Origin of the sequence: Streptomyces sp. CC208A (assembly GCF_030010625.1) — a bacterium.
Lineage (GTDB): Bacteria > Actinomycetota > Actinomycetes > Streptomycetales > Streptomycetaceae > Streptomyces.
Genome location: NZ_JASCXN010000017.1, coordinates 123,098 through 144,972 on the forward strand (window position 1 = coordinate 123,098; position 21,875 = coordinate 144,972).

General features: G+C 74.9%; 22 protein-coding genes. 7 read left to right on the plus strand and 15 right to left on the minus strand.

What is annotated here, in order from left to right:
- The first annotated feature begins 49 nt into the window (after positions 1 to 49).
- Positions 50 to 1,477, plus strand: a complete 1,428-nt coding sequence (locus QK442_RS19820; RefSeq protein WP_282695306.1) for a glycosyltransferase family 87 protein — start codon at positions 50 to 52, stop codon at positions 1,475 to 1,477.
- On the opposite strand, the gene QK442_RS19825 is transcribed toward QK442_RS19820, so the two are convergent.
- Positions 1,465 to 2,721: an NAD(P)/FAD-dependent oxidoreductase gene (locus QK442_RS19825; RefSeq protein WP_282695307.1), complete on the minus strand. Its 1,257-nt coding sequence runs from the start codon at positions 2,719 to 2,721 to the stop codon at positions 1,465 to 1,467. The genes QK442_RS19820 and QK442_RS19825 overlap by 13 nt on opposite strands.
- 167 nt (positions 2,722 to 2,888) lie before the next feature.
- Positions 2,889 to 3,671, minus strand: coding sequence for a helix-turn-helix domain-containing protein (locus QK442_RS19830; RefSeq protein WP_282695308.1), 783 nt, complete (start codon positions 3,669 to 3,671; stop codon positions 2,889 to 2,891).
- A 231-nt stretch (positions 3,672 to 3,902) separates the two neighbouring features.
- Between QK442_RS19830 and QK442_RS19835 the strand changes: the two genes are divergently transcribed.
- The 3 genes from QK442_RS19835 to QK442_RS19845 are packed head-to-tail and all read left to right on the plus strand — an operon-like array spanning position 3,903 to position 7,052.
- The gene (locus tag QK442_RS19835; protein ID WP_282695309.1) at positions 3,903 to 4,295 is read left to right on the plus strand and encodes a helix-turn-helix transcriptional regulator; all 393 of its coding nucleotides are present in this window, start codon (positions 3,903 to 3,905) and stop codon (positions 4,293 to 4,295) included.
- A gap of 41 nt (positions 4,296 to 4,336) precedes the next feature.
- Positions 4,337 to 5,125, plus strand: a complete 789-nt coding sequence (gene modA / locus QK442_RS19840; RefSeq protein WP_282695310.1) for a molybdate ABC transporter substrate-binding protein — start codon at positions 4,337 to 4,339, stop codon at positions 5,123 to 5,125.
- A gap of 19 nt (positions 5,126 to 5,144) precedes the next feature.
- Complete coding sequence (locus QK442_RS19845) at positions 5,145 to 7,052, plus strand: ABC transporter permease (protein ID WP_282695311.1); 1,908 nt, start codon at positions 5,145 to 5,147, stop codon at positions 7,050 to 7,052.
- A 108-nt stretch (positions 7,053 to 7,160) separates the two neighbouring features.
- Here the strand turns inward: QK442_RS19845 and QK442_RS19850 are convergent, their stop codons facing one another.
- The 4 genes from QK442_RS19850 to QK442_RS19865 form a co-directional block, all read right to left on the minus strand.
- Entirely contained in the window at positions 7,161 to 8,360 is a 1,200-nt protein-coding gene (locus QK442_RS19850; RefSeq protein WP_282695312.1) for an RNA-guided endonuclease TnpB family protein, read from the minus strand.
- A gap of 44 nt (positions 8,361 to 8,404) precedes the next feature.
- The gene (locus QK442_RS19855) at positions 8,405 to 8,842 is read right to left on the minus strand and encodes a hypothetical protein (RefSeq protein WP_282695313.1); all 438 of its coding nucleotides are present in this window, start codon (positions 8,840 to 8,842) and stop codon (positions 8,405 to 8,407) included.
- 121 nt (positions 8,843 to 8,963) lie between these two features.
- A complete protein-coding gene (locus tag QK442_RS19860; RefSeq protein ID WP_282695314.1) occupies positions 8,964 to 9,908 on the minus strand; it encodes a M56 family metallopeptidase in 945 nt (314 codons plus the stop codon).
- A gap of 4 nt (positions 9,909 to 9,912) precedes the next feature.
- A complete protein-coding gene (locus tag QK442_RS19865) occupies positions 9,913 to 10,332 on the minus strand; it encodes a BlaI/MecI/CopY family transcriptional regulator (protein WP_282695315.1) in 420 nt (139 codons plus the stop codon).
- 150 nt (positions 10,333 to 10,482) lie between these two features.
- Here QK442_RS19865 and QK442_RS19870 point away from each other — a divergent pair, with 150 nt between their 5' ends.
- Complete coding sequence (locus tag QK442_RS19870) at positions 10,483 to 10,689, plus strand: twin-arginine translocase TatA/TatE family subunit (protein WP_282695316.1); 207 nt, start codon at positions 10,483 to 10,485, stop codon at positions 10,687 to 10,689.
- Here the strand turns inward: QK442_RS19870 and QK442_RS19875 are convergent.
- Both QK442_RS19875 and QK442_RS19880 read right to left on the minus strand, forming a co-directional pair.
- Positions 10,658 to 11,314 (minus strand): TetR/AcrR family transcriptional regulator, encoded by a 657-nt coding sequence (locus tag QK442_RS19875; RefSeq protein ID WP_282695317.1) that lies wholly within the window; start codon positions 11,312 to 11,314, stop codon positions 10,658 to 10,660. The two genes, QK442_RS19870 and QK442_RS19875, sit on opposite strands and share 32 nt — an antisense overlap.
- A gap of 115 nt (positions 11,315 to 11,429) precedes the next feature.
- On the minus strand, positions 11,430 to 12,671 hold the full coding sequence (locus QK442_RS19880) for an alanine racemase (RefSeq protein WP_282695318.1): 1,242 nt from the start codon (positions 12,669 to 12,671) through the stop codon (positions 11,430 to 11,432).
- A gap of 223 nt (positions 12,672 to 12,894) precedes the next feature.
- Here QK442_RS19880 and QK442_RS19885 point away from each other — a divergent pair, with 223 nt between their 5' ends.
- Entirely contained in the window at positions 12,895 to 14,244 is a 1,350-nt protein-coding gene (locus QK442_RS19885) for a D-arabinono-1,4-lactone oxidase (protein ID WP_282695319.1), read from the plus strand.
- Positions 14,245 to 14,293: 49 nt separating this feature from the next.
- On the opposite strand, the gene QK442_RS19890 is transcribed toward QK442_RS19885, so the two are convergent.
- The 7 genes from QK442_RS19890 to QK442_RS19920 form a co-directional block, all read right to left on the minus strand.
- Entirely contained in the window at positions 14,294 to 14,488 is a 195-nt protein-coding gene (locus QK442_RS19890; protein ID WP_282695320.1) for a hypothetical protein, read from the minus strand.
- A 14-nt stretch (positions 14,489 to 14,502) separates the two neighbouring features.
- Positions 14,503 to 14,859, minus strand: a complete 357-nt coding sequence (locus QK442_RS19895; RefSeq protein WP_282695321.1) for a DUF2795 domain-containing protein — start codon at positions 14,857 to 14,859, stop codon at positions 14,503 to 14,505.
- An 18-nt stretch (positions 14,860 to 14,877) separates the two neighbouring features.
- A complete protein-coding gene (locus QK442_RS19900) occupies positions 14,878 to 16,032 on the minus strand; it encodes a Vms1/Ankzf1 family peptidyl-tRNA hydrolase (protein ID WP_282695322.1) in 1,155 nt (384 codons plus the stop codon).
- Positions 16,033 to 16,168: 136 nt separating this feature from the next.
- A complete protein-coding gene (locus QK442_RS19905) occupies positions 16,169 to 17,455 on the minus strand; it encodes a lysine 2,3-aminomutase (protein WP_282695323.1) in 1,287 nt (428 codons plus the stop codon).
- Positions 17,456 to 18,036: 581 nt separating this feature from the next.
- On the minus strand, positions 18,037 to 18,801 hold the full coding sequence (locus QK442_RS19910; protein WP_282695324.1) for a glucose 1-dehydrogenase: 765 nt from the start codon (positions 18,799 to 18,801) through the stop codon (positions 18,037 to 18,039).
- A 58-nt stretch (positions 18,802 to 18,859) separates the two neighbouring features.
- Positions 18,860 to 19,840: an NAD-dependent epimerase/dehydratase family protein gene (locus QK442_RS19915; RefSeq protein WP_282695325.1), complete on the minus strand. Its 981-nt coding sequence runs from the start codon at positions 19,838 to 19,840 to the stop codon at positions 18,860 to 18,862.
- A 65-nt stretch (positions 19,841 to 19,905) separates the two neighbouring features.
- A complete protein-coding gene (locus QK442_RS19920; RefSeq protein ID WP_349239664.1) occupies positions 19,906 to 20,877 on the minus strand; it encodes a ScbA/BarX family gamma-butyrolactone biosynthesis protein in 972 nt (323 codons plus the stop codon).
- A 106-nt stretch (positions 20,878 to 20,983) separates the two neighbouring features.
- On the opposite strand from QK442_RS19920, the gene QK442_RS19925 reads away from it, so the two are divergent.
- A complete protein-coding gene (locus QK442_RS19925; protein WP_282695327.1) occupies positions 20,984 to 21,664 on the plus strand; it encodes a ScbR family autoregulator-binding transcription factor in 681 nt (226 codons plus the stop codon).
- Positions 21,665 to 21,875 lie beyond the last annotated feature (211 nt).

Sequence of the window (21,875 nt, forward strand, 5' to 3'; positions counted from 1 at the left end):
TCCGCCGGGTCGCTTCCTCGTCCGGCGTGCGCGCTGCCAGTCTGCGCCCATGACCCGCGACCGCCGTCTCCCGTTCCCCGTCCTCGTCACCGCGCTTCTGCTGTCGTTCCTGACGGCGTCGTTGGTGCTCCTGCTCCGTTCGGGCGCGCACGGGACCGGCTTTCTGGGTGGGTACGCGGGCGCGTGGGCGGTGTTCGCGGCGGCCGCGCTCGTCCTGCGCCGGGTCCCGCGCCGGCACGTCGTCCCGCTCGTGCTCGCGGGGGCGGTCGCGGTGACGGCGGCCGGCCTGGTGGCGGCCCCTCGGACGAGCACCGACTCCTACCGGTACGCGTGGGACGGCCGGGTGCAGGCGGCCGGCGTCTCGCCCTACGACCACGCGCCCGCCGACCCGGCGCTCGGCGGCCTCCGCGACGACTGGCTCTTCCCCGGCCCCGAGGAGTGCGGGCGGGACGGGAGCGGTCTCGCGCCGCTCGGCGACGGCCGGTGCACCCGGATCAACCGGCCCGCCGTGCACACGATCTACCCGCCGGTGGCGGAGGGCTGGTTCCTCCTCGTCCACGTCCTGTCGCCGGAGGACTCCCGGCACAAGGGGCTCCAGGTGGCCTCGGCGTTGCTGGCCCTGGCCGTCACCGGCCTCCTGCTCGGCGTCCTCCGCCGCCGGGGCGATCCGCGCCGGGCTGCTCTGTGGGCGTGGTGCCCGGCCGTCCCCGTCGAGGCCGTCGACAACGCCCACGTCGACGTCCTGGCCGTGCTCCTCTCGGTCGGCGCGCTCGCCCTGGTGGCGCGCCGCCGCCACGTCACGGGCGGGGTGCTGCTGGGCCTGGCGGTCGCCGCCAAGCTGCTGCCCGCCGTGCTCCTGCCCGGCGCGCTGTCCGGGCTCAGGCGGCCCCGCGCGGTCGCGGCCGTGACGCTGGCGGCCGCGGCGACGGTGGCGCTGGCGTACCTGCCGTACGTCCTCCTCTCCGACGGCTCCGTCCTCGGCTACCTGAGCGGCTACGCCCAGGAGGAGGGCTACGACGACGCGGGCGCCGGCGGCCGGTACGCCCTGCTCCGCCTCGTCCTGCCCGACGCGTGGGCGCTGCCCGCGGCGGTCCTGGGCATCGTGGCGGTGTCGGCGGCGGTGTGGTGGCGCGGCGACCCCGGACGGCCGTGGAGCGGCGCCCTGTCGACCATCGGCACGGCGTTCCTCCTGCTGACGCCCGGCTATTCCTGGTACGCCCTGCTGCTGATCGCCCTGGTCGCCCTGGACGGCCGCTGGGAGTGGCTCGGCGTCGCCCTGGCGGGCGCGGTCGCGTACCTCGCCGGCCCGGTCACCGGCATCGCGGGGCCGACCGCCGCGTACGGGGCGGCGGGAGCCCTGGTCTGCGCGGTGTGGTGGGCGCGGCGGCGGAGCACCGGCCGGTCCACGGGACCGCGCGGGGGTCGCGCCGGCCGGGCGGAGGTCGCCGAGGGCAGCCCCGCCCCCTACCTCGCCTGACCTGTTCCCCGGGCGCGGTGCCGGAGGTTGACCGCCGCCGCCCTGGCCACGGCCCTCGGGGCGAGGAAGCCGAGGGGACTGATCAGGCGGGAGGCGAAGAGGTGCATGTGGCGGGCGGTGGCGGCGTCGCGGGCCGCCGCCGAGAACATGAGGCGCTCCAGGGGGTTGAAGGGGCGGCTCTTCGCGAAGTCGACGGCCAGCCGCTGGTGGGGGCGGAGCCTGCGGCGGTGGGTACGGCCGTAGGCGGCGAGGGAGCGGTCGAGGTCCCCGTGGCCGGTCACGGCGGGGGCGACCGCCTCGGCCAGCCAGTGCGCGCTCTGGAGGGCCCAGCCGCAGCCGACGCCCCACAGGGGGTCGCCGGCGAGGGCGGCGTCGCCGACGAGGGCGAGGCCCGGGGCGGTCGGTTCGCGGGTGATCAGGGGGTGGTCGACGGTTCCGACGATCTTCGAGACGCGTTCGGCGGAGTCGACGGGGGGAGCGTCGGGCAGGGCGCGGACGAAGGAGAGGAAGCTGCCCTCCAGGTCCTTCCTGAAGGCGGGGAGGTGCTTCTTGTCGGGGAGGACCGCGAGGAGGGTGAGGCCGCCGTCGTTGGGGAAGGAGTACGCCATGTCCGGTTCGAGGAACCAGGTCTGGCCGATCCCGCCGGGCAGCGGCAGGTCGCGGAAGTAGGCGAGGTAGCCGAAGCGCCGGTTCTCGTACCGCCGGGTGGGCACACCGGCGAGCTTCGCGACGGTCGAGTCCTTGCCGTCGGCGCCGACGACCAGCCGGGCCCGCAGCTCCCGTTCGCCGTCGGGCGTCGCGGCGCGCGCCCCGGCCGTCCGCCCGGCCTCCTGGAGCAGCCCGGTCACCCTGTGGCCGAGGAGCAGGTCGACGCCGTCGGTCCGGGCCGCGAGGGACCTGATGAGCGGGTCGAGGATGGCGCGCCGGACGTTGTACGCGTACGGGAGTTCGGGCCCGCCCGGCGCGGCCTTCGGCTCGACCCAGCCCCAACGGGTGTACCAGCGCGCCTCGTTGCGGACGGCTCCGGCCTTCTCCAGGTCCGGTACGAGGCCGAGCTCGTCGAGCACCGGGTAGGCGCAGGCGGTGAGGGCGTGGGTGCACAGCACCTTGTACGCCTCGGGGTCCGAGCGGCGTTCCAGCAGGGCCACGCGGGCACCGCGGCGCGCGAGCAGGACCGCCGCCGCGCAGCCGGCGAGGCTGCCGCCGCTGATGACGACGTCGTAGGCGCTCTCGGGCTTGGTCATGCGCTGATCGCCCCCTTCGGGGTGGGGTGGCCGTCCGTGGGAGTGGTTCCGTGGGAGTGGTGCAGCCGCCACTCCTCTCAGGGGCACGACTCCCCCGTCAAGAAGATCGGCGAAAGTTCGCCGAAGAAGCACAAGCGGACGGGAGTCGCCGCGCGAGGGCGCCGCCGTCAGCGGTGGAGCAGCGCCGCGTACAGGTCCGCCTGGTGGTCGAGGCGGGACAGGTCACGGCCGGTCAGCGCCTCGATCTTCTCGACGCGGTAGCGGACGGTGTTGACGTGGACGCGCAGGGCCTCGGCGGTCCGCGCCCAGGAGCAGTCGTGCGCCAGGAAGGCCCGCAGGGTCTCCAGGAGCGTCGCGCCCGAACTCCGCCCGGCGGCGCCCAGGAGCGGGCCCAGGACCGTCGCGCGGTACACCTCCCGTACGTCGGCGGGGACGCCGGCCAGCAGCATCCCGAGCCCGTCGAGGTCGCCGAGGCCCGCCACCCGGGGCTGCCCGGGGCTCACCGTCCGGGCCGCCGCCAGGGCGTGCCGGGCCTGCGCGAGGGCGCCGCCAAGCCGCTCCGGGTCGTCGACGGGGCAGCTCACACCGGCGTGCGGGACGGCGTGGGACCGCGGCGGCGGCCAGACCTCGCCGAGCCGGGCCCGTACGTCGTACCCGGCGTCCGCCGCGCGGGCCACGACCGCCGTCGCCTCGCCGCCGGGCCCCTCGGCGACGGCGCGGGCCGCGCCCGGCAGGTGGTCCAGCGCCTCGGCGAGGACGGCGGCCGCCTCCCCCGGCTCCCCGCTCTGCCCCAGGGACGCGACGACGACCGTGTACGTCGCCGCCTCCGCGAGCCCGCAGGAGGCGAGGGCGCTCCGCAGCCGGGCGGCGTCGGCGACGGGCGCGTCCAGGGCCGCCGCGAGCTCCCCGGCCTCGGCCGCGCGCGCCGGGAGGAGGTGGTCGACAGGCATACGGGGCTCCTTGCGCGGTCGGCGCGTCACGGGAAGGGGTCCGCCCTCGCATCCACGAGGGGCGTGCGGGTCGGAACATCGTAGATGCCCCTCAGGACCGGCCGGACGGCTCGCTGCGCACCCCCTGCGGCGAGCCGCTCTCGTCAGTTCCTCCGAGCGCCCTCTCGCCCGCCATGGAGATACCCACCATCTTGTTGCAGATGCCAGGAGAACAGACCTACCGTGGCGCACATGCAGTCCTACACCATCGGACAGGCCGCACGGCTGCTGGGCGTCAGCCCCGACACCGCGCGGCGCTGGGCGGACGCAGGCCGGATCGCGACCCACCGCGACGAGACCGGGCGCCGTGTGATCGAGGGGAAGTCGCTCGCCGCGTTCTGCGTGGAGCTCGCGCAGAGCGAGGCCGAGGAGGACGCCCCGTACACCTCGGCCCGCAACGCGTTCCCGGGGATCATCACCGCGATCAAGCTCGGTGACGTCGCCGCCCAGGTCACCATCCAGGCAGGCCCGCACCGCCTGGTCTCCCTGCTGACCCGGGAGGCCGTGGAGGAGCTGGGACTGGAAGTCGGCATGCGGGCCACCGCCCGCGTGAAGTCGACCAGCGTGCACATCGACCGCACCTGAGCCCGCACACGTCTTCCGTCCCTCCCCGAGGAGTCCGCCCCATGCCCACCTGCATCCCCGCCGGGCGCCGTACCGCCGGTGCCGTGCTCGCCGCCGCCCTGCTCGTGCCGCTCGCGGCCTGTTCGAGCGGCGGGGGGAAGGCCGGAGCGTCCGGCTCCCCGTCGACGACGAAGCTGACCGTGCTCGCCGCCGCCTCCCTCACCGACGTCTTCAGGACGGCGGGAGCCGCGTACGAGCGGTCCCACCCGGGCACGAAGCTCACGTTCTCCTTCGCCGGTTCGCAGGAGCTCGTCGCCCAGGTCTCCCAGGGAGCGCCCGCCGACGTCCTGGTCACCGCCGACACCACGAGCATGGACAAGGTGAGGGCCGAGACGAGCACGCCGACGGTCGTCGCGAAGAACCGCCTCGTGATCGCCACCGCCGAGGGCAACCCGCACAAGGTCGACGAACTGAAGGACCTCGCCGACCCCGGCCTCAAGGTCGTCCTCGCGGCCCCCGAGGTCCCTGCCGGCAAGTACAGCCGGCAGATCCTCGACGCTCAGGGGATCACCGTGCGGCCGGTCTCCGAGGAGCCCAGCGTGCGCGCCGTGCTCAGCAAGGTCGAGCTGGGCGAGGCCGACGCCGGTCTCGTCTACCGGACGGACGCCGAGAGCGCGAAGGACGAGGTGGACGCCGTCGAGATCCCCGATGCCCAGAACGCCGTCGCCCAGTACCCCGCCGCCACGCTGAAGGACTCGGAGAACGCCGGGGCCGCCACCGCCTTCGTCGCCTGGCTCTCCTCGCCCGAGGGGCAGAAGTTCCTCCAGGACGCCGGTTTCCAGAAGCCGTAGGGAGAGTGAGGAGGGAGTGATGAGACGAGCAGGCGCCCGGCCGCCCCTCGTGCTGGCGCTGCCCGCGCTGCTCGGGGTGGCCTTCCTCGCCCTCCCCCTGATCGGGATCCTCGTCCGGACCGAGTGGGGCGGGTTCGTCGGCCATCTGACGTCGCCGGGCACCGTCGAGGCACTGCGGCTTTCGCTGGTGGTGTCCTTCTGGGCTCTGGGGCTCTCGCTGCTGCTCGGCGTGCCGCTGGCCTGGCTGCTCGCCCGGGTGCCGTTCCCCGGCAAGGCGTTCGTCCGCTCGCTCGTGCTGCTGCCGATGGTCCTGCCGCCGACCGTCGGCGGGGTCGCCCTGCTCCTCGCCTTCGGGCGGCGCGGGCTCCTCGGCCCCTGGTTGCAGGACACCTTCGGCGTCACGCTGCCGTTCCACACCTCCGGCGCCGTCCTCGCCGCGACCTTCGTCTCCATGCCCTTCCTGGTCATCAGCCTGGAGGGGGCGCTCGGCGGGCTGCGCCCCCGGTACGAGGAGACGGCGGCCTCCCTCGGCGCCTCGCCGGTGCGGGTCTTCTTCACCGTCACCCTGCCGATGGTCGCGCCGGGTCTCGTCGCGGGCGCGGCCCTCACCTGGGCGCGGGCCCTCGGCGAGTTCGGCGCCACCATCACCTTCGCGGGCAATCTGCCCGGCACCACCCAGACCCTGCCGCTCCGGGTCTATCTGCTCCTCCAGGACGAGCCCGAGGCCGCCACCTCCGTCTCGCTGCTGCTCCTCGCCATCGCCATGGGCGTGCTCATCGCCCTGCGGGGGCGGTGGACGGGCGCGCCGGCCGGCCGGAAGCGGCGCGCCGCGCCCGTGGAGGAGCCGGCGCCCGACGTCGCCGCGCCCGCCGTTCCCACTCCGGACGGCGGCCGCTGGGGGCTACGCGCCGAGGTCACTGGCTTCACCCGTCTCGCCCTCGACGCCGGGCCCGGCACCACCGTCGCCGTCGTGGGGCCGAACGGCGCGGGCAAGACCACCCTCCTCCGCGCCCTCCTCGGTCTCACCCCCCGGGCGCACGCGGAGCTCTCCCTCGGCTCCACCGACGTCACGGCCCTCCCCCCGCACCGCCGCCGGGTCGCCTGGGTCCCGCAGGACGGCGCCCTCTTCCCGCACCTCACCGCTCTCGCCAACACCGCCTACGGGCTCCGCGCCCAGGGCGTGCCGCGCGCCGAGGCCCGCCGCGAGGCGCGGGGCTGGCTCGACCGCCTCGGCGTCGGACACCTCGCCCACCGGCGGCCGGCCCAGCTGTCCGGCGGGCAGGCCCAGCGGGTGGCGCTCGCCCGGGCGCTCGCCGCCCGCCCCCGGCTCCTCCTCCTCGACGAGCCGCTCGCCGCCCTCGACCAGACCACCCGGGCCCACGTCCGGCACACGCTCCGCACCCATCTGGCCGGTTTCGGAGGGGTGTGCCTGATCGTCACCCACGACCCCGTCGAGGCCGTCTCCCTCGCCGACCGCGTCCTCGTCCTCCAGGACGGCCGCGCGCTTCAGTACGACTCCCCCGCCGAGGTCACCCGCCACCCGCGCTCCCCGTGGGTGGCCCGCATGCTGGGCCGCAACGCCTGGTCGGGCACCGCCACCGCCGAGGGTCTCGCCCTCGACGGCGGCGGTGCCCTCGTCGCGGCCGAACCGCCGCCGCCCGGCACCCCCGCTCTCGCGATCGTCGCGCCCGAGGCGGTCTCCGTGCACCGCGAGAGGCCCGCCGGCAGCCCCCGTAACGTCTGGCCCGGGACCGTACGCGAGATCACCGGCGGCGGCAGTCGCCTCCGTGTCCTCGTCACCTCCTCCGAGGCGCCCGATCTCGTCGCCGAGATCACACCGCAGGCGGCCGCCGAACTCGGCCTCGCCGACGGCGTGTCCGTCTGGACCAGCGTGAAGGCGACGGAGGCGACGGTCGTCCCCCTCTGAGGCCCCTGGGGCCGGGGTTCCGTCAGCCGACCGTCCACTGCTGGTTGGCACCGCCATGGCAGGTCCACTGGTTGACTTCCTCCCCCCTCAACGAATGAGGGGGGAGTCCTACGGCTCGCGCCGTGGGGTTTTCTGCTTCGTCGCCGACCGCCCGCCCGGAGTTCTCCGTTGGGGTCTTACACCGGCTCCACAGACCGACACCGCCGGCCCGGCGGCCAGAAGGTTACGCGCCGCGTTCACGTCCCGGTCGTGGGTCGTGCCGCAACTGACGCACGTCCAGGTGCGGACGCTGAGCGGCATCTTCTCCTGAAGGGTGCCGCAGTGGGAGCACAGCCTGGAGGAGGGGAAGAAGCGGTCGACCGCGATCACTTCCCGCCCGTACCAGGCGGCCTTGTACTCCAGCAGAGAGCGGAACTCGCTCCAGCTCGCGTCCGAGATGGCCCGGGCGAGCGTGTGGTTCTTGACCATGTTGCGCACGGTCAGGTCCTCGATCACGATCGTTTGGTTCTCACGAACGAGCCGAGTGGTCAGCTTGTGCAGGCCGTCGCGCCTGCGGTCGGTGATCCGGGCATGGATCCTCGCGACCTTGCGCCGGGCCTTGGCCCGGTTGGCGCCGTCCCCCTTGGCCTTGCGGGCGAGGTGCCGCTGGGCCTTGGCCAGACGCCCCCGGTCGCGGCGCTCGTGCCGGGGGTTGGCGACCTTCTCACCCGTGGAGAGGGTGAGCAGGTGGTCCAGGCCGACGTCCACCCCGACCGCCGCGTCCGTGACGGGCAGCGGCCTGACCGTCGGGTCGTCACACAGCATCGAGACGAACCAGCGTCCGGCCGCGTCCTGCGAGACGGTCACGATGGACGGCGACGCCCCCTCCGGGAGCGGACGCGACCACACGATGTCCAGCGGGTCCGCCATCTTCGCCAGCGTCAGCCTGCCGTCGCGGAAGCGGAACCCGCTGGTGGTGTACTCGGCGGACTTCCGCGACTTCTTCTTCGACTTGAACCGCGGGTACTTCGCCCGCTTGCCGAAGAAGCTCGTGAACGCGCTCTGCAGGTGCCGAAGGCACTGCTGGAGCGGAACCGACGACACCTCGTTGAGGAACGCCAGTTCCTCGGTCTTCTTCCACTCCGTCAGCATCGCCGACGTGGCGTTGTAGTTCACCCGCTCCTGCCGCGCCCACGCCTCCGTACGGGCCGCGAGCGCCAGGTTGTAGACCTTGCGCACACAGCCGAACGTGCGCGACAGCTCCGCTGCCTGCTCGTCCGTGGGACAGAAGCGGTACCTGAACGCCCGCCTCACATGCGCCGTGGTCATTCTCACGAACTAGTGGAACTGTGGCTTACCACCAAACCTGCGGGTCAGAGCAGCGCGAGCCGCCCCGGCGGCAGATCGCAGCCCGTTGTCCTGCTCCGCAGGAGCCTGTCCCTCCCCATGAGCAGGAGACACCCCCACTCCGGCCGGAAGCCCGGCGTCTCCTCGGAGATGCCCAATACCCCGGGCACCCACAGCGGTGGAGTCGCTCTCAGCCTCGGCGCATTTGCCGGAGGAGCGGTTCCACAGCCCGCAACCGCCGTCGGTCCGGCGGGTGTGGACCACTTCTGATCGGCGCCGTCGTTCGGCGACCAGGTGACGAGCCGGATCCCGTCGGTCATGGAGCTGTCGGGGCCGTCGAGGGACCGGTCGCTGGCGGTGAAGGTGCGAACCCCGCCGAGGACGGGCGACAGCACCGGTATGTAGAGGTGAGCGGTGTTCCCGAGGGCAGTGGAGGCAGCGGCGCCCAGGAGGGCGCCGGGCAACAGCGACAGCGAGGGGACAGCGCGGGACGGCCCATGGCCAGTCGGGGCAGCCGTCCGGGGGGCAGGTGACCAGCCGCAGGACACGGTGGCAGCGGCAGGTCAGCACACTTTCGTGTCTCCGCTACAGCGGGGTGGCGGCTCTGAGGACCGCGTAGAGCGTGACCGCCGAGTTCGCGGAGGCGAACGCCGAGGCGGCGGCTCCGGCCACCGCGCCCCGGAGGGCGAGGCCGACGGCGGTGCGGACCGGCGGCCAGCCGCGCGGGGCCGGGGGCGGCGGCGCGAGGAGGGCGGCCACCCGGCGCGGCACCGGCCCGGCGACGGCGAAGGCCGACAGGGTCGCGGGGCCCGCGCCGCCGGAGGCGAGGGCCGCCCGGCCGATGGCCCGCGCGACCACGCGCCGGTCCCCGACCCGTACCGCCGCCTCCTCGTCCGCCCACCGCTCGGCCGCGTACATGACGGCCGTACGCAGCGGGCGCAGGAACGGGTTGGCCGCCGCGGCCAGCCGCGCGACGAGCAGCAGCCGGTCATGACGGCCCGTCAAGTGGGCCCGCTCGTGGGCGAAGAGGGCGCGCCGCTCGGCGGGACCGAGCAGGGCGAGCATGCCGCGGCTGACCACGACCCGCCCCCGGGAGCGGCGGGCGGCGGCCGGGAGGGCGTACGCGTAGGGGGCCGGGTCCGGCAGGACCGCGACCGGGGTGTCCGGCAGCCCGGCGAGGGCGCGGGTGGCCCGTCGGCGGATCCTCCGGTGGCGCAGCAGCACCCGGCCGCAGACCGCGACGAGCACGAGCAGGGCGGGGATCGCCGCCCGGCCGGCGATCTCGTCGTACGGCAGGGCGGCCCGCACCTCCGGGTCCGACCAGGCGTCCGGCAGCGGGTTGCCGGGGAGTTGGGCGGTGCCGACGACCATCAGGAGGGCGAGGCAGAGCGTGCTGCACACGGCGAGGAGGGCGGCGACGGCGGTGAGCAGCCGGGTCGCGGTACGCGGGTGGAGGTGGTGCTCGGCCAGGCGTGCGACGGGCCACGCGGTCAGCGGCAGGACCAGCGGCAGGAAGACGAAGACCCCCACGGCGTCAGCCCTCCCCCGCCCCTTCACCCCTGCCCTCTTCCTCCGCGCGGCCCAGGAGTTCCCGCAGGAGGCGTTCGTCGGAGGCCGGGAGGGTGGTGACGAAACGGGTGAGGACGGCTTCCCGGTCGCCCTCGCCGTCCAGCACCCTGCGCATGCGGAGCGCGGCGAGCCCGGCCTCGTCGGCGACGGCGGTCCACTCGAAGGACCGGCCGGCGCGTTCGCGGGCGACGGCTCCCTTGACGTGGAGGCGGGTGAGGATGGTGATGACGGTGGTGTACGCGAGTCCGCCGCCGAGCCGTTCCCGCACCCACCCCGCGGTGACCGGCCGTCCGGCCGTGCGCACCGCCGCGAGGACCTGGACCTCCAACTCGCCCTGGCCGCGCCGGGGGGCGGGCTCCGCGCCGTCCGCGTCCCGCTTCTTCATCCGTCGTCCCTCTGCTCTTTCCCGGCCGCTCGCCCGGGCCACCCGACTGCCGTTCATCGTTCGGGGGGCGACCCTACCCGGTCCTTCTACGCCCCTGTAGATTGACACGGGTCGGACCCCGTCCCCGCCCGCCCCACCAGGAGTGTCCCCGTGTTCGGTCTGAGTGAGCTCGCGATCCTGCTGGTCGTCGTCGCCCTGGTGGTCGGCGCGAAGAAGCTTCCGGAGCTGGCCCGCAACGCCGGCAAGGCGGCCCGCATCCTCAAGGCCGAGGCGCGGGAGATGAAGGCGGACGACGCGCCCCGCGAGCCGGCGGTCACGTACACCGTCAAGGAGACGCGGACCGCCGAGGAGCGCTGACCCCTTCCGTGCCGCCCGGTCCCCCCGCGGGCAGCGGGGCGGCGACCGAGGCGAGGTAGCGGGCGTACTCGTCGAGGGCGGCCAGCGCCTGGGTGTCGTCGCGGTCGATCAGCCAGGTGAGGGTGAGGCCGTCGAGGACGCCGAGGCCGTGGCGGGCGAGGACCGGCGGGTCCACCGTCCAGATGAGGCCCGCCGCCCGGGCCATGGACTCCAGGTGGGCGCGGCTCACGTCCAGGTAGTGCCGGTACTGGCGGCGGGCGAGGTCGGCGAGCCCGGGCCTGCGGAGCGCGTACTGGGTGACCTCGTACGTGACCAGGTGCTCGTCCGGGCGGGCGACGACCTGCGCCCAGTACGCGTGGAGGAGGGCGCGGATCCTCTCGTACGGGGTGGCGCCCTCGGGGTGCGCGAGGTCCGCGGGCGGAAGGTTTCGCTCCATGATCCGCTCGATGACGGTCTGGAACAGCTCCTCCTTGGAGCGGAAGCAGTAGTGGAAGGCGCCGAGCGGCACCCCGGCCTCGGTGACCACGGCCCGGGTGGTGGTCTCGGCGACTCCGTCGCGGATCATGACCCGGATCGCCGCCTCCGCCAGCTGCTCGCGGCGCTCACCGGCGGAGAGTCGGGTCATGGGGCGGGCTCCTCGGTACGGGACGGGCGGCGGGCGCGGCCAAGGTACCGCAGCGGGCGGGCGTCGGTTCTCAGGTGAAGGCCCTTGTTCCGGGAAGCCTCTTACAGGAAGCCCCTTACAGGAAGGCCATGCCCTCGCCGCGGTAGGTGGGGACGGCGTCCACCACCCGGTCGTGCTCGACGAGGTGGAGGGTGTCGACGCGCTCGCACAGCTCGCCGGCCTTGGCGTGCCGGAACCAGACGCGGTCGCCGACCCGGAGGGTGTCGGCGGCGGGTCCGGTGAGCGGGGTCTGCACCTCGCCCGCGCCTTCGGTGGGGAGCATCCGCAGGCCCGCCGGGTGGACGGGGACGGGGAGCCGGTCGGGGCCGGGGGCGCCGGAGGCGGTCCAGCCGCCGCCGAGGACGGTGACGTGGCCGGGGGCGGGGCGGCGGACGACGGCGAGCGCGAAGAAGGCGGCGGGCAGCGGGCTGAAGCCCCGGTAGTGGTCGAAGAGGGCGGGGGCGTAGAGCCCTGAGCCCGCGCCGAGTTCGGTGACGGCGGGCTCGGCGGAGGTGGTCTCCAGGCTGCCGGTGCCGCCGCCGTTGACGAACTCCAGCGGGGCCACCTCCCGTACGGCGCGGACGGCGGCGGCGCGGCGGGCGCGCAGTTCGCGGGCGGAGAGCCGCTGGACCGCGCGGACGGCGGTGCGCATCGGGCGTCCCTGGGTCGGCTGGTCGTCGCCGACGCCGGCGATCTGCCCCTCGTACGCCATCACGCCGACGAGCCTCAGGCGCGGCCGGGCGGCGACGGCGCGGGCCAGCGCGGCCGCCTGCCCGGGGGCGTGGACGGGCGAGCGGCGCATGCCGAGGTGGACGCGGCCGCCGAGCAGCCGGAGGGAGGCGTCGAGGTCGAGGCAGACGCGTACGGGCGGCCCTGAGGGGCCGATCGCGGCGGTGAGCAGGTCGAGTTGCTCGGGGGAGTCGACCATGACGGTGATCCGGGCGGCGGCGTCCTCGTCGGCGGCGAGGCGGGCCAGCGCGTCGGCGTCGGCGGTGGGGTAGCCGACGAGGACGTCCGGGCCGGGGTCGTGGGCGGCGAGCCAGAGGGCCTCGGGGAGGGTGAAGGCGAGGACGCCGGAGAAGCCGGGGAGGGTCAGGACCTCGCCGATCAGGGCGCGGCAGCGGAGGGACTTGCTGGCGAGGCGGATCGGCTTGCCGCCGGCGCGGCGGGCCATCTGGGCGGCGTTGGCGCGCAGGGCGCCGAGGTCGACGACGGCGAAGGGCGGCTGGAGGCCGGCGGTCGCCTTCTCCAGGTCGGCGAAGCCGGCGGGGCGCGGGGCGGGCGCGGCGGCTGCGGCGTCGGGGCGGGCGCTTGCCATGGTGGGCGGCCTTTCGTGGACCTTTGTGGACCTCTTCGGGGACCTTGCGCGGTCGACCTGCTCGGGGCTCGTGACGACGCCGTCACGGTCTCTTGGTCGTCCGTCCAAGTCAAGCCTCCGGGACCCTTGACTTGGACGCTTGACCAAGTCCACCCTTCCGGGCAGCGAGAACCGGCGGTAACCCGCCACCGCCCGACCGTCCGGCCCGAAGGGAAACGCCCGCATGAGCAGCACCGGCAGCAGCGAGAACGGCAGCGTGTGGCGCAACTGGGCCGGAAACGAGGAGGCCCGCCCCCGGCGGATCCTGCGCCCGGCGTCCACCGAGGACGTGGCCGCCGCCGTGAAGGAGGCGGTACGGGACGGACTGCGGGTCAAGGCGGTCGGTTCCGGCCACTCCTTCAGCGGTGTCGCCGTCGCCCCGGGCGTCCAGCTCCGGCTCGACCGGCTCGACGCCGTCGGCTCGGTGGACCCGGAGACCGGCCTCGTCACCGTCGGCGCGGGCATGCCGCTGTGGAAGCTGAACCCGCTGCTCGCCGCGCACGGCCTCGCCCTGGAGAACATGGGCGACATCGACCGGCAGACGGTCTCGGGCGCGATCTCCACCGGCACCCACGGCTCCGGCGTCCGCTTCGGCGGCATCGCCACCCAGGTGCGGAGGCTCGAACTCGTCCTGGCCGACGGGTCGGTGACGGCCTGTTCGGCGACCGAGCGGCCCGAGCTCTTCGCGGCGGCCCGGGTCGGCCTCGGGGCGCTCGGCGTCATCACCGCGGTCACCCTCCAGACCGTCCCGCTCTACGCCCTGCACGCCCGGGACACCTCCATGCCGGTGGCCGAGACCCTGGGCAGGCTCGACGAACTCGTCGAGGAGAACGACCACTTCGAGTTCTTCTGGTTCCCGCACAGCGAGACCACGCTCACCCGCCGCTTCCGCCGGCTGCCCGGCGACACGCCCCTCTCCCCCGTCGGCGCGCTCTCCCGGCGGTTCGACGAGGCCGTCGGCGGCCCGGCCTTCGAGGCCCTGAACCGGCTCGGCACCCGCGTGCCGCGCCTGGTGCCGCCGATCACCCGCTTCGCGGCGCGCGCCATGTCGTCCCGTACCTGGACCGATCACGCGTACCGGGTCTTCGCCTCGACACGTGACGTCCGCTTCCACGAGGGCGAGTTCGCGATCCCGCGCGCCCACGCGACGGAGGCGCTGCGGGAGATCCGGCGGTGGATCGACACCCGCGGGGAGCCGGTGTCGTTCCCGCTCGAAGTCCGCTTCACGGCCGCCGACGACATCTGGCTCTCCACCGCACAGGGCCGGGAGAGCTGCTACATCGCCTTCCACCAGTACCACCGGATGCCGTACCGGCGGTACTTCGACGCCTGCCAGGAGATCCTCGGCGCGTACGGGGGCCGGCCGCACTGGGGCAAGATGCACGACCTCGGCGCGGACGAACTCCGGGACCGCTACGAGCGGTTCGACGACTTCGTCGCCCTCCGGAACGCGCTCGACCCGGCCGGCGTCCTCACCAACCCCTACCTCGACCGCGTCCTCGGACCGGCCCCGGCGGCGACTCCGGCCGTGTGAGGGCCCCGCCGTGACCGGCCGGCCGCGGCGGGGCCCTCAGAGCCCGCGGTCACGGGTGGTCCGGGCGCTGCCCGGGAGGCACGTCACCTCCCTCGCCACCGCCCCTGCGGCCCTTGTCGCTGCCGTGGGGCCGTCCCTTCAGGGCGTCCCGGGGGGCTTCCCGGGCCTTGGTCTCGCCGCTCTCCTGCGGGGTCGCCCCGCCCCGGCCGCTGCGCCGGGCCTCGGGCTGCTGGGGATCGGGCATGGCTGCCGCCTCCTTCACTCTCCGCCCGCCGACTCGTCGAGGGCGCGGGCCACTTCGGCGGGGGACCCGTACCGGCCGCCCTCCGGCAGACGCCGTACCGCGTCGACCAGGGTGCCGGGGGCGTGCCCCTCCTCCAGTGCGGCGGCGAGGCGCCGTCCGTCCGTCGGGAAGGCCGTACGGCCGAGGTGGCGGGCCAGCTCGGTGGCCGGTTCCGCGGCCGGGGCCGCGGCCTCCGGGTCGTCGTCGGCGGGCGGTTCGGGGTCTCGGTAGTCCTCGGCGTGGGTGGGCTGCCCGGACTTCAGGTAGCCCTGCAGTTCGTGTTTCATCTCGTCGTCCCGGCGGGCGCTCACCGGGTTGCTGCCGCGTTGCATGCTCGCGCACCTCCTCGCTCAGCGCTGTGCCGCTCGTTCCTCCTCGCCGCGGGGCCAGCGCAGCAGCGCGCCCACGCCCCCGGCGGGCACGCCGCCGTCCGCGGTGCCGTCGCCCGGCACCAGGACCGCCTCGCCGCCGGCCGCCGCCGTGCCGATCAGCAGGGCGTCGTCCGCGCGGGCGGGCCGGGCCGGCTCCGCGCCGAGCGCCTGCGCGTCGGAGCGCCGGGCGGCCACCTGGCCGGGCTCCGCGCCCACCCAGACCTCGCGCTGGAGGTCGGAACCGGCCTCGGTGAGCAGCAGCGTGTCGACGCGGTGCTCCTGCACGGCCTCCGTGACGGCGGGCACGCCCTCGACGGCGGCCTCGGGGCGGCCGGAGGCGTTCCGTCCGGCCCGGAAGCGGTCGAGGACGGTCTCCGTGCGGCGTGCCATGTGGTCCATCCTGGCCGCTCGGACGTCGGCCATGAGGGGCGCGTCGTCCGTCCCGGCGGCGCGGCCGCCGTGCTCGCTGATCGAGGTGGCTCCGTGCAGCGCCTCGGGCAGGTGGTCCCGTACGGCACGGCACTCCCGGGCGCCGCCGGCCAGTACGACCAGTTCGGCGCCGGAGGTCTCGCACATGCGGGTGATCTCGTCCGCGATCAGCCGGGCGTTCTCCTCCCAGGTGTTCTCGACCGCCGCCTGGAAGTGCTTCACCGACCAGTCACCGGCGGACGCGCGGTGCAGCGGCCAGTCACGGCCCTCGACCCCGCCCGCGGCCTCGGCCCGGCCGGTGCCGTGGAGCTCGAAGTCGGCGCCGGCCCGGTCGACGCGGGCGACCAGACAGGGGGGCTCCCGTCCGCTCAGTTCGACCAGGGGCGCCACGTGCGGCAGGGCGGACCAGGTGGCCTCCGACCGTGCCGGGGGCTCGTCGAGCCGGCACTCCAGCGCCACCCTCCCCTCGGCCGCGAAGAGCGCGAGCGCGCGGGGCTCGGCGTCGGGCGCGGCGTCCTCGAGCGCCTCCCGCACCGCCGCCACCGTGGCGGGGTCCGCCCCCTGTTCGTCCAGGGAACGGCACAGCTCGCGCCAGGAGAGCTCCCGGCGCGTCAGGCCCGCTTCGTCGGGCGGCCCGGTCGCGGCGTACACGCTCGCCCAGGGCCCCCTTCCCGTCGTGACGGGTTCCAGGAAGTCCAGCTTCACCGTCGATCGCTCCCTTCACCGAGCGTCGTGCCACGGGGACCGACGCGGGCCCCCGCGCTCCGTCTCTCCCCTGGCCGCTGCCCGGAATCGCCGTGCCGATGCACGCACCCGGAAAGCGACTCGTACGCGGCGGGGCTCACTCCCCCGGCGGCAGCGGCACGGGAGCCGGCGGACGGTAGGGGATCAGGCACCGGTCGTGGTCGCCGTACGGCACGAGGTCGCTCCACCACTGGGCCGTCGGGTCGAAGCGGGCGTGGGCGAGCGTGCCCGCCAGCGCCGGGTCGCGGGTGCGCAGCGCCCGCAGCGCGAAGGCAGGCCCGTCGGGGAGCCGGGCGATCCCGTCCACGACCAGCTCGCCGAGCTCCGTGACCATCACCGGGCCGCGCGCCGACCCCGCCAGGCCCGGGACGCGCCGGCAGGCGTCCGCGTACACGCTCAGGGCCCGCGCCAGCGGCAGCCCGTAATAGCGGCGCGGACCGGTGTCCCGCGCCACGAACAGCGAGTACGGGACAAGCCCGAGCCCCACCTGCTCCTGCCACATCCGGGCCCAGACGGCGGGGTCGTCGTTGACGTGCCGGACGACCGGCGCCTCGGTGCGCAGCACGGCGCCGGTGGCGTGCAGCCGGCGCAGCGCCCGCCGGGCCGGCGCGGGCTCCAGCTCGCGGGGGTGGGTGACGTGCAGCATCAGGGCGAGGTGGCGGCCGGAGCGGACCACCCCGCCGAGGAGCCGGAGCAGCTCGTCGGCGTCGGGTGCGGTGAGGAACCGCTCCGGCTGGAAGGAGACGGCCTTGGTGCCGATCCGGACCGTGCGGACGTGGGCGTACCGCCGTCGTCCGGTGAGCGGCGCCAGATAGCGGCCGAGCGCCTCGGCGCGCATCACGAGCGGGTCGCCGCCGGTGAGCAGGACGTCGGTGATCCCCGGGTGCCGGTCGAGGTGGGCGCACATCGTGCCGGGCCCCTCGACGGCCTGCCGGGCGCCGGGCGCGCCGGTGAACTGCGCCCAGCGGAAGCAGTAGCCGCAGTAGCTGTGGCAGGTCTGGCCCTGCGGCGGGAGGACGAGGAGGGTGTCGGGGTAGGTGTGCTGGAGCCCCGGCGCGGCGGTGGCGGCCCCGGGGTCGGGGCCGGGGTCGAGCCGCTCCCGGATGCCCGTGACGACCCGGCAGAGCCGGTCGTGGTCGGGCAGGGCCGCCTCGACGGCGGCGAAGTCGGCAGGGGCGAGCATGTCGCGGTGCGGCACGACCAGCCGGTAGAGGGGGTCGTCGGGACCGCGCTCCCAGTCGACGAGCACGTCCGCGACGTACGCGCTCACCTTGAACGGCAGCACCCGGGCCACCACCTCGGCGTCGTGCCCCAGCTCGGGCCGGCCGGTGCGGTCGGCGACGAGACGGGCGAGTCGGCGTCCGGTGTGGAAGCGGCTCTCCATGTACGTGTGTCCCCTCACCGGATCGGTCGCGGCCCCGCACGGCCGGACGGGCCGGATCCGATGATGCGGACGAGCGCCCGGCCCGCCAACGGCACTACGGCCCGGCGCCCCCGGAGGCAACCCGGAAGTCCGGACATCCTCCGATGTACGGGAACGGGCCACGCCCACCGCCCGCCGCCACCGCCCCACCGGGGCGGCCCGGTCCGGGAACGGGCACTTCCGGCCGGGCGGCCCGTCCGGCCGCCCCGCGAGATTGGCGCGATCCGAGAGGCACGGGGACAGGCGGCGCCGGCCCGGCCGGGAGCCGCCGCGTCGGAGCCGTACCGACCCCGTACCGGACCGTTCCGCGCAGACGACGGGGTCCGGGCGCAGGCCGAGTCCGGCTCAGACCGACGGCGGGCCGCCGGGACTCCTCGTCCACGTCGGGCCGGGCCTCGATCGCGTACGCGTCGAGCGGCGTCGTCGCCGTCCCGGAGACGGGCCCGGTGCGCGTGGTCGGACAAGCGCCCGGATCGGCGTCGGCGCCGCCCCGGGCGGCGGAAACGTGTCATCGCCCCCACCTCAAAGGGGCGCCCCGTGCCTCACAGACCCGCCCCGCCACCTGCCTCCAGGTACTGGCCGGTGATCCAGCGGGCGTCGTCGGAGACGAGGAAGGCGACGACGTCCGCGATGTCCCCGGGGGTCCCGATCCGTCCGAAGACCGAGTGGGCGGCGAGGGCCGCGGCGGCCTCGGGGGTCGTCCGGAGGCGGGCGTTCATGTCGGTGGCGACGAAGCCGGGGGCGACCGTGTTGACGGTGATCCCGCGCGGGCCCAGTTCCTTGGCGAGGGCCAGGGTCATGGTGTCGACGGCGCCCTTCGTCATGGCGTAGGTGACGGATTCCGGGTAGGCGTTCCGGGAGGTGAGCGAGGAGACGTTGACGATGCGGCCGCCGTCGCGGAACCGGTCGAGGCCGCGCTGGACGAGGAAGAGCGGCGCCTTCACGTTGACGGCGAAGAGCCGGTCGAAGACCTCGGGGGTGAGCTGGTGGAGCCGGCCGGAGCCGCTGGCGCCCGCGTTGTTGACCAGGATGTCGATCTCCGGCCCGGCGCCGGCTTCTTCGAGGCCGCGGTCGAGGGCGGCGTAGAAGGTGTCGACGGCGTCGGGACGGTCCAGCCGGGCGCGGAGGGCGAAGGCCCGGCCGCCGTCCTTCTCGACGGCCGCGACGGTCTCGGCGGCGGCCTGCTCGTCGTTGCCGTAGTGAACGGCGACGAGGGCGCCGTCGCGGCCCAGCCGCTCGGCGATCCCTCTTCCGATGCCCCGGCTCGCGCCGGTGATGATCGCGGTCCTGCCTGCCAGTCTCGACATGGGGGTACGTCCTGTGGTTCGTGCTGTGAGCGGTGGAACGGCGGGGGTGGGTACGGCTTCAGCCTCGGGCGGCGAGCAGGCCCCGGTACCAGGGCAGATGGCGGGGGAACGCGGCGGTGAAGCCCGGACCGGGGCCGCGGCCGAAGTCGGTCCAGGGGCGCTCGTCGGCGAACCAGTGGTCGACGCCGAGCAGCTCCAGGTGGTGGGCGGCCACCGGGTTCCCCGCGAGCAGCGCGCGGGCCTCGGCGAGCTCCACGGCGGGGCCCCGGGCGGCCCGCACGGGTTCCGGGAGCAGCGGTTCGACGGCGGCGAGCAGTTCGGCGTCGGAGACCGGGTCCGGGTGGGCGAGGTAGTACGCGCCCGGCCGGGTGGCCGGGGAGAGCGCCGCGCCCAGGAGGGCGCCCGCCAGGCTCTCCACCTCGACCATCGAGTGGAGCGAACCGGTGGGGGCGAGCGGTCCCGGCAGGGCGGAGAGCAGCAGCAGGAGTCCGGGGACGACCTGCCGGTCCCCCGTCCCGTACACCAGGTGCGGGCGCAGCACGGTGCCGCCGGCCTCCAGGACGTACCGTTCCCCGGCTGCCCGGGTGCGGCTGGTGGCCGACACCGGCGCGAGCGGAAGGCCGTCGGGCCCCGCGGCCCGGAAGGGTCCGCGGCCGTGCACGGAGGCGGTGCTCAGGGTGACGATCCGGCGGGCGCCGGCGCGGACGGCGGCGCCGACGAGGTCGCGGGTGCCTTCCTCGTTGACGGTACGCAGCAGCTCCTCGTCGCCGCCGATCGCGGAGGCGCAGTGCACGACGGCGTCGACGCCGTCGGTGGCCCGGCGCAGGGCCTCGGGATCGCGCAGGTCCCCGACGACGGTCTCGACGACGGGTCCGCCGGCCCTGTCGGAGGAGGTCCCCTCCGTGCGGGCCGGGTCCGTCGCGTCGGCGCGGCGGACGAGCAGGCGCACGTGGTCGAGGTCGGGGTGGGTCGCGGCCGCGGCGGCGACCCGGCCGCCGATGAAGCCGGTGGCGCCGGTGACGAGGATGCGGGTTCCCATGGGGTTCTTCCGGTCGGTGCGGGTGGGTGGTGGGCCGGTGTCCGGCGGGGCTGCCGGGCGGCCGGTCAGTCGGCGGTGCGGGCGGCGGGGGCGAGCGAGGCCGCCGCCGGGACGCGCCGCGGCGAGATGAGGGTGCAGTCGAGGACGGCGGCGCCGCCCTGATGGGCGAAGACCTGGACGGTGACGGTGTCCCGGTCGAGGCCGGTCAGCACCTCGGCCTCGAACCAGCAGGGCTCGTCCAGCTCCACGTAGCGGTGGAAACGGGCGTCGAGGCCGACGGGCAGCAGCCCCGGGTCGGCCGTGGCGGCCACGGCCGCCTGGCGGGCGGCTTCCAGCAGCATCATGCCGGGAACGTGGTCGTTGGGGCGCCGGAAGAGTGTGGGATGGGTGGTGTCCACCCGCAGCCGCCAGCGGCCCGGCGCGTCGCCGGGGGCGAGGACGACGTCCTTCTCGCGGTCCCGGCCGACGAGGTGCGGGGGCAGGGCGGGCAGGAGCGGTACGGAGTCGGCAAGGACGGCCATGCGGGCGCCCCGCATCCGGCGGTAGGCGGGGGCCGAGGTGCAGTTGATGCCGCCGCCGCCCGAGGCGAGCCGCCGGCCGTCGCGGCTGAGGACGAGGGCGGTGCGCATCTCTCTCAGGCCGCGCCCCCGGGTGCGTATGTCCGAGCAGAGCAGGTCGACGGTGATCTCCGTCGGTCCCCCGGTCCGGGTCAGTTCCCCGGCGACGGCGCCGTAGGAGAGGTCCCACATGACGAACTGATCGTCCGCGGGTACCCCGAATTCGGCGTGGCATATCAGCATGGTCGCTTGGCGCATGGTTTCGGCGACCAGGAGCGGGTCGTGCCGGTCCCCCGTTCGCGGTACGAAATAGGGGTGGTCGCCGGGCCAGCGAGCCGTCACGGAGAATCGGTTCTCCGCGACACGGGCCCAACCGGTAGGAAGGATGTCGGCGGGATCAGCACGGTGAACAAACTCTCCGGGTACGGGAGTTGACAGTCCTTGAAGGTTCTGATCCATGACTCCCCTTGCATCACCCATCGAGGTTCGCTGAGTTAGGTCGCGCGTAGAGTACGTACAATCCGGTTTTCTTTTCAATGCTTCACGTCACGGGGCGAGCACGGACAGCGAGACAGCAGGAGGCATCTTGGCGCAGCAAGCGCGTGCGATCAGGACGCGGCGGATCATCCTCGATTCGGCGGCGGCGGTCTTCGCGGAGCGCGGTTACGAGCGGGCGACGATCGGGGAGATCCTGGCGCGCGCCGGGGTCACCAAGGGAGCCCTGTATTTCCACTTTGCCTCCAAGGAAGAACTCGCCCTCGGCGTGCTGAGCGCCCAGCTGCTCGACGAGCCCCTCACCCCCCAGGCGGTGAAGCTCCAGGAACTGGTGGACCAGGGCTTCCTCCTCGCCCACCGGCTGCAGACCGACTCGCTGGTCCGGGCCAGCGTGGCGCTCGCCCTCGACAGCGGGGCGACCAGTGTGGACCGGGCGGCGCCGTTCCAGGCCTGGGTGGACCAGGTCGCGGAGGCCCTCACCGTGGCCAAAGCACAGGGCGAGATCCTGCCGCACGTCAACGTACTGGACACCGCCGAGCTCTTCTCGGGCGCGTTCGCGGGGATCCAGACCATGTCCCAGGTGGTTTGCGATCGCGCAGACCTGACCCATCGCGTGATCGTGCTGCTCCGGCACGTCCTGCCGAGCATCAGCACCCCCGCGGTGCTGACCGGACTCGACATGAGCGAGGAGCGCGCGACGCTCCTGGCGGCCCAGTACGACGAGGCGCGACGGCGACGAGAGGAGGCCGACCCGACGGATGCGGAGAGTTGAGAAGAAACCGACCGATCGGTCTCCTGGAGCGCCCCGACGGCGATCGCCGTCGGGGCGCTCTGGCGTCATGGCACTGAGTGTGTTTTGCTGAGGGTACTCAGTGCCATAAGCGGTACCGTAGGCGTTACCGGGTGCCACAAAGCCAGGTGCCACAAGCATTTCCAGGGAGCTCAAGACCATGGGCAAGGACTTCGACCTGTACCGGACCTCC

Bases quoted from the DNA above. Each gene is read 5' to 3' on its own strand.
- QK442_RS19820 (WP_282695306.1), top strand. From the start codon at position 50: ATGACCCGCGACCGCCGTCTCCCGTTCCCCGTCCTCGTCACCGCGCTT.
- QK442_RS19825 (WP_282695307.1), bottom strand. From the start codon at position 2,721: ATGACCAAGCCCGAGAGCGCCTACGACGTCGTCATCAGCGGCGGCAGC.
- QK442_RS19830 (WP_282695308.1), bottom strand. From the start codon at position 3,671: ATGCCTGTCGACCACCTCCTCCCGGCGCGCGCGGCCGAGGCCGGGGAG.
- QK442_RS19835 (WP_282695309.1), top strand. From the start codon at position 3,903: ATGCAGTCCTACACCATCGGACAGGCCGCACGGCTGCTGGGCGTCAGC.
- modA (WP_282695310.1), top strand. From the start codon at position 4,337: ATGCCCACCTGCATCCCCGCCGGGCGCCGTACCGCCGGTGCCGTGCTC.
- QK442_RS19845 (WP_282695311.1), top strand. From the start codon at position 5,145: ATGAGACGAGCAGGCGCCCGGCCGCCCCTCGTGCTGGCGCTGCCCGCG.
- QK442_RS19850 (WP_282695312.1), bottom strand. From the start codon at position 8,360: ATGACCACGGCGCATGTGAGGCGGGCGTTCAGGTACCGCTTCTGTCCC.
- QK442_RS19865 (WP_282695315.1), bottom strand. From the start codon at position 10,332: ATGAAGAAGCGGGACGCGGACGGCGCGGAGCCCGCCCCCCGGCGCGGC.
- QK442_RS19875 (WP_282695317.1), bottom strand. From the start codon at position 11,314: ATGACCCGACTCTCCGCCGGTGAGCGCCGCGAGCAGCTGGCGGAGGCG.
- QK442_RS19880 (WP_282695318.1), bottom strand. From the start codon at position 12,671: ATGGCAAGCGCCCGCCCCGACGCCGCAGCCGCCGCGCCCGCCCCGCGC.
- QK442_RS19885 (WP_282695319.1), top strand. From the start codon at position 12,895: ATGAGCAGCACCGGCAGCAGCGAGAACGGCAGCGTGTGGCGCAACTGG.
- QK442_RS19890 (WP_282695320.1), bottom strand. From the start codon at position 14,488: ATGCCCGATCCCCAGCAGCCCGAGGCCCGGCGCAGCGGCCGGGGCGGG.
- QK442_RS19895 (WP_282695321.1), bottom strand. From the start codon at position 14,859: ATGCAACGCGGCAGCAACCCGGTGAGCGCCCGCCGGGACGACGAGATG.
- QK442_RS19905 (WP_282695323.1), bottom strand. From the start codon at position 17,455: ATGGAGAGCCGCTTCCACACCGGACGCCGACTCGCCCGTCTCGTCGCC.
- QK442_RS19910 (WP_282695324.1), bottom strand. From the start codon at position 18,801: ATGTCGAGACTGGCAGGCAGGACCGCGATCATCACCGGCGCGAGCCGG.
- QK442_RS19915 (WP_282695325.1), bottom strand. From the start codon at position 19,840: ATGGGAACCCGCATCCTCGTCACCGGCGCCACCGGCTTCATCGGCGGC.
- QK442_RS19920 (WP_349239664.1), bottom strand. From the start codon at position 20,877: ATGGGTGATGCAAGGGGAGTCATGGATCAGAACCTTCAAGGACTGTCA.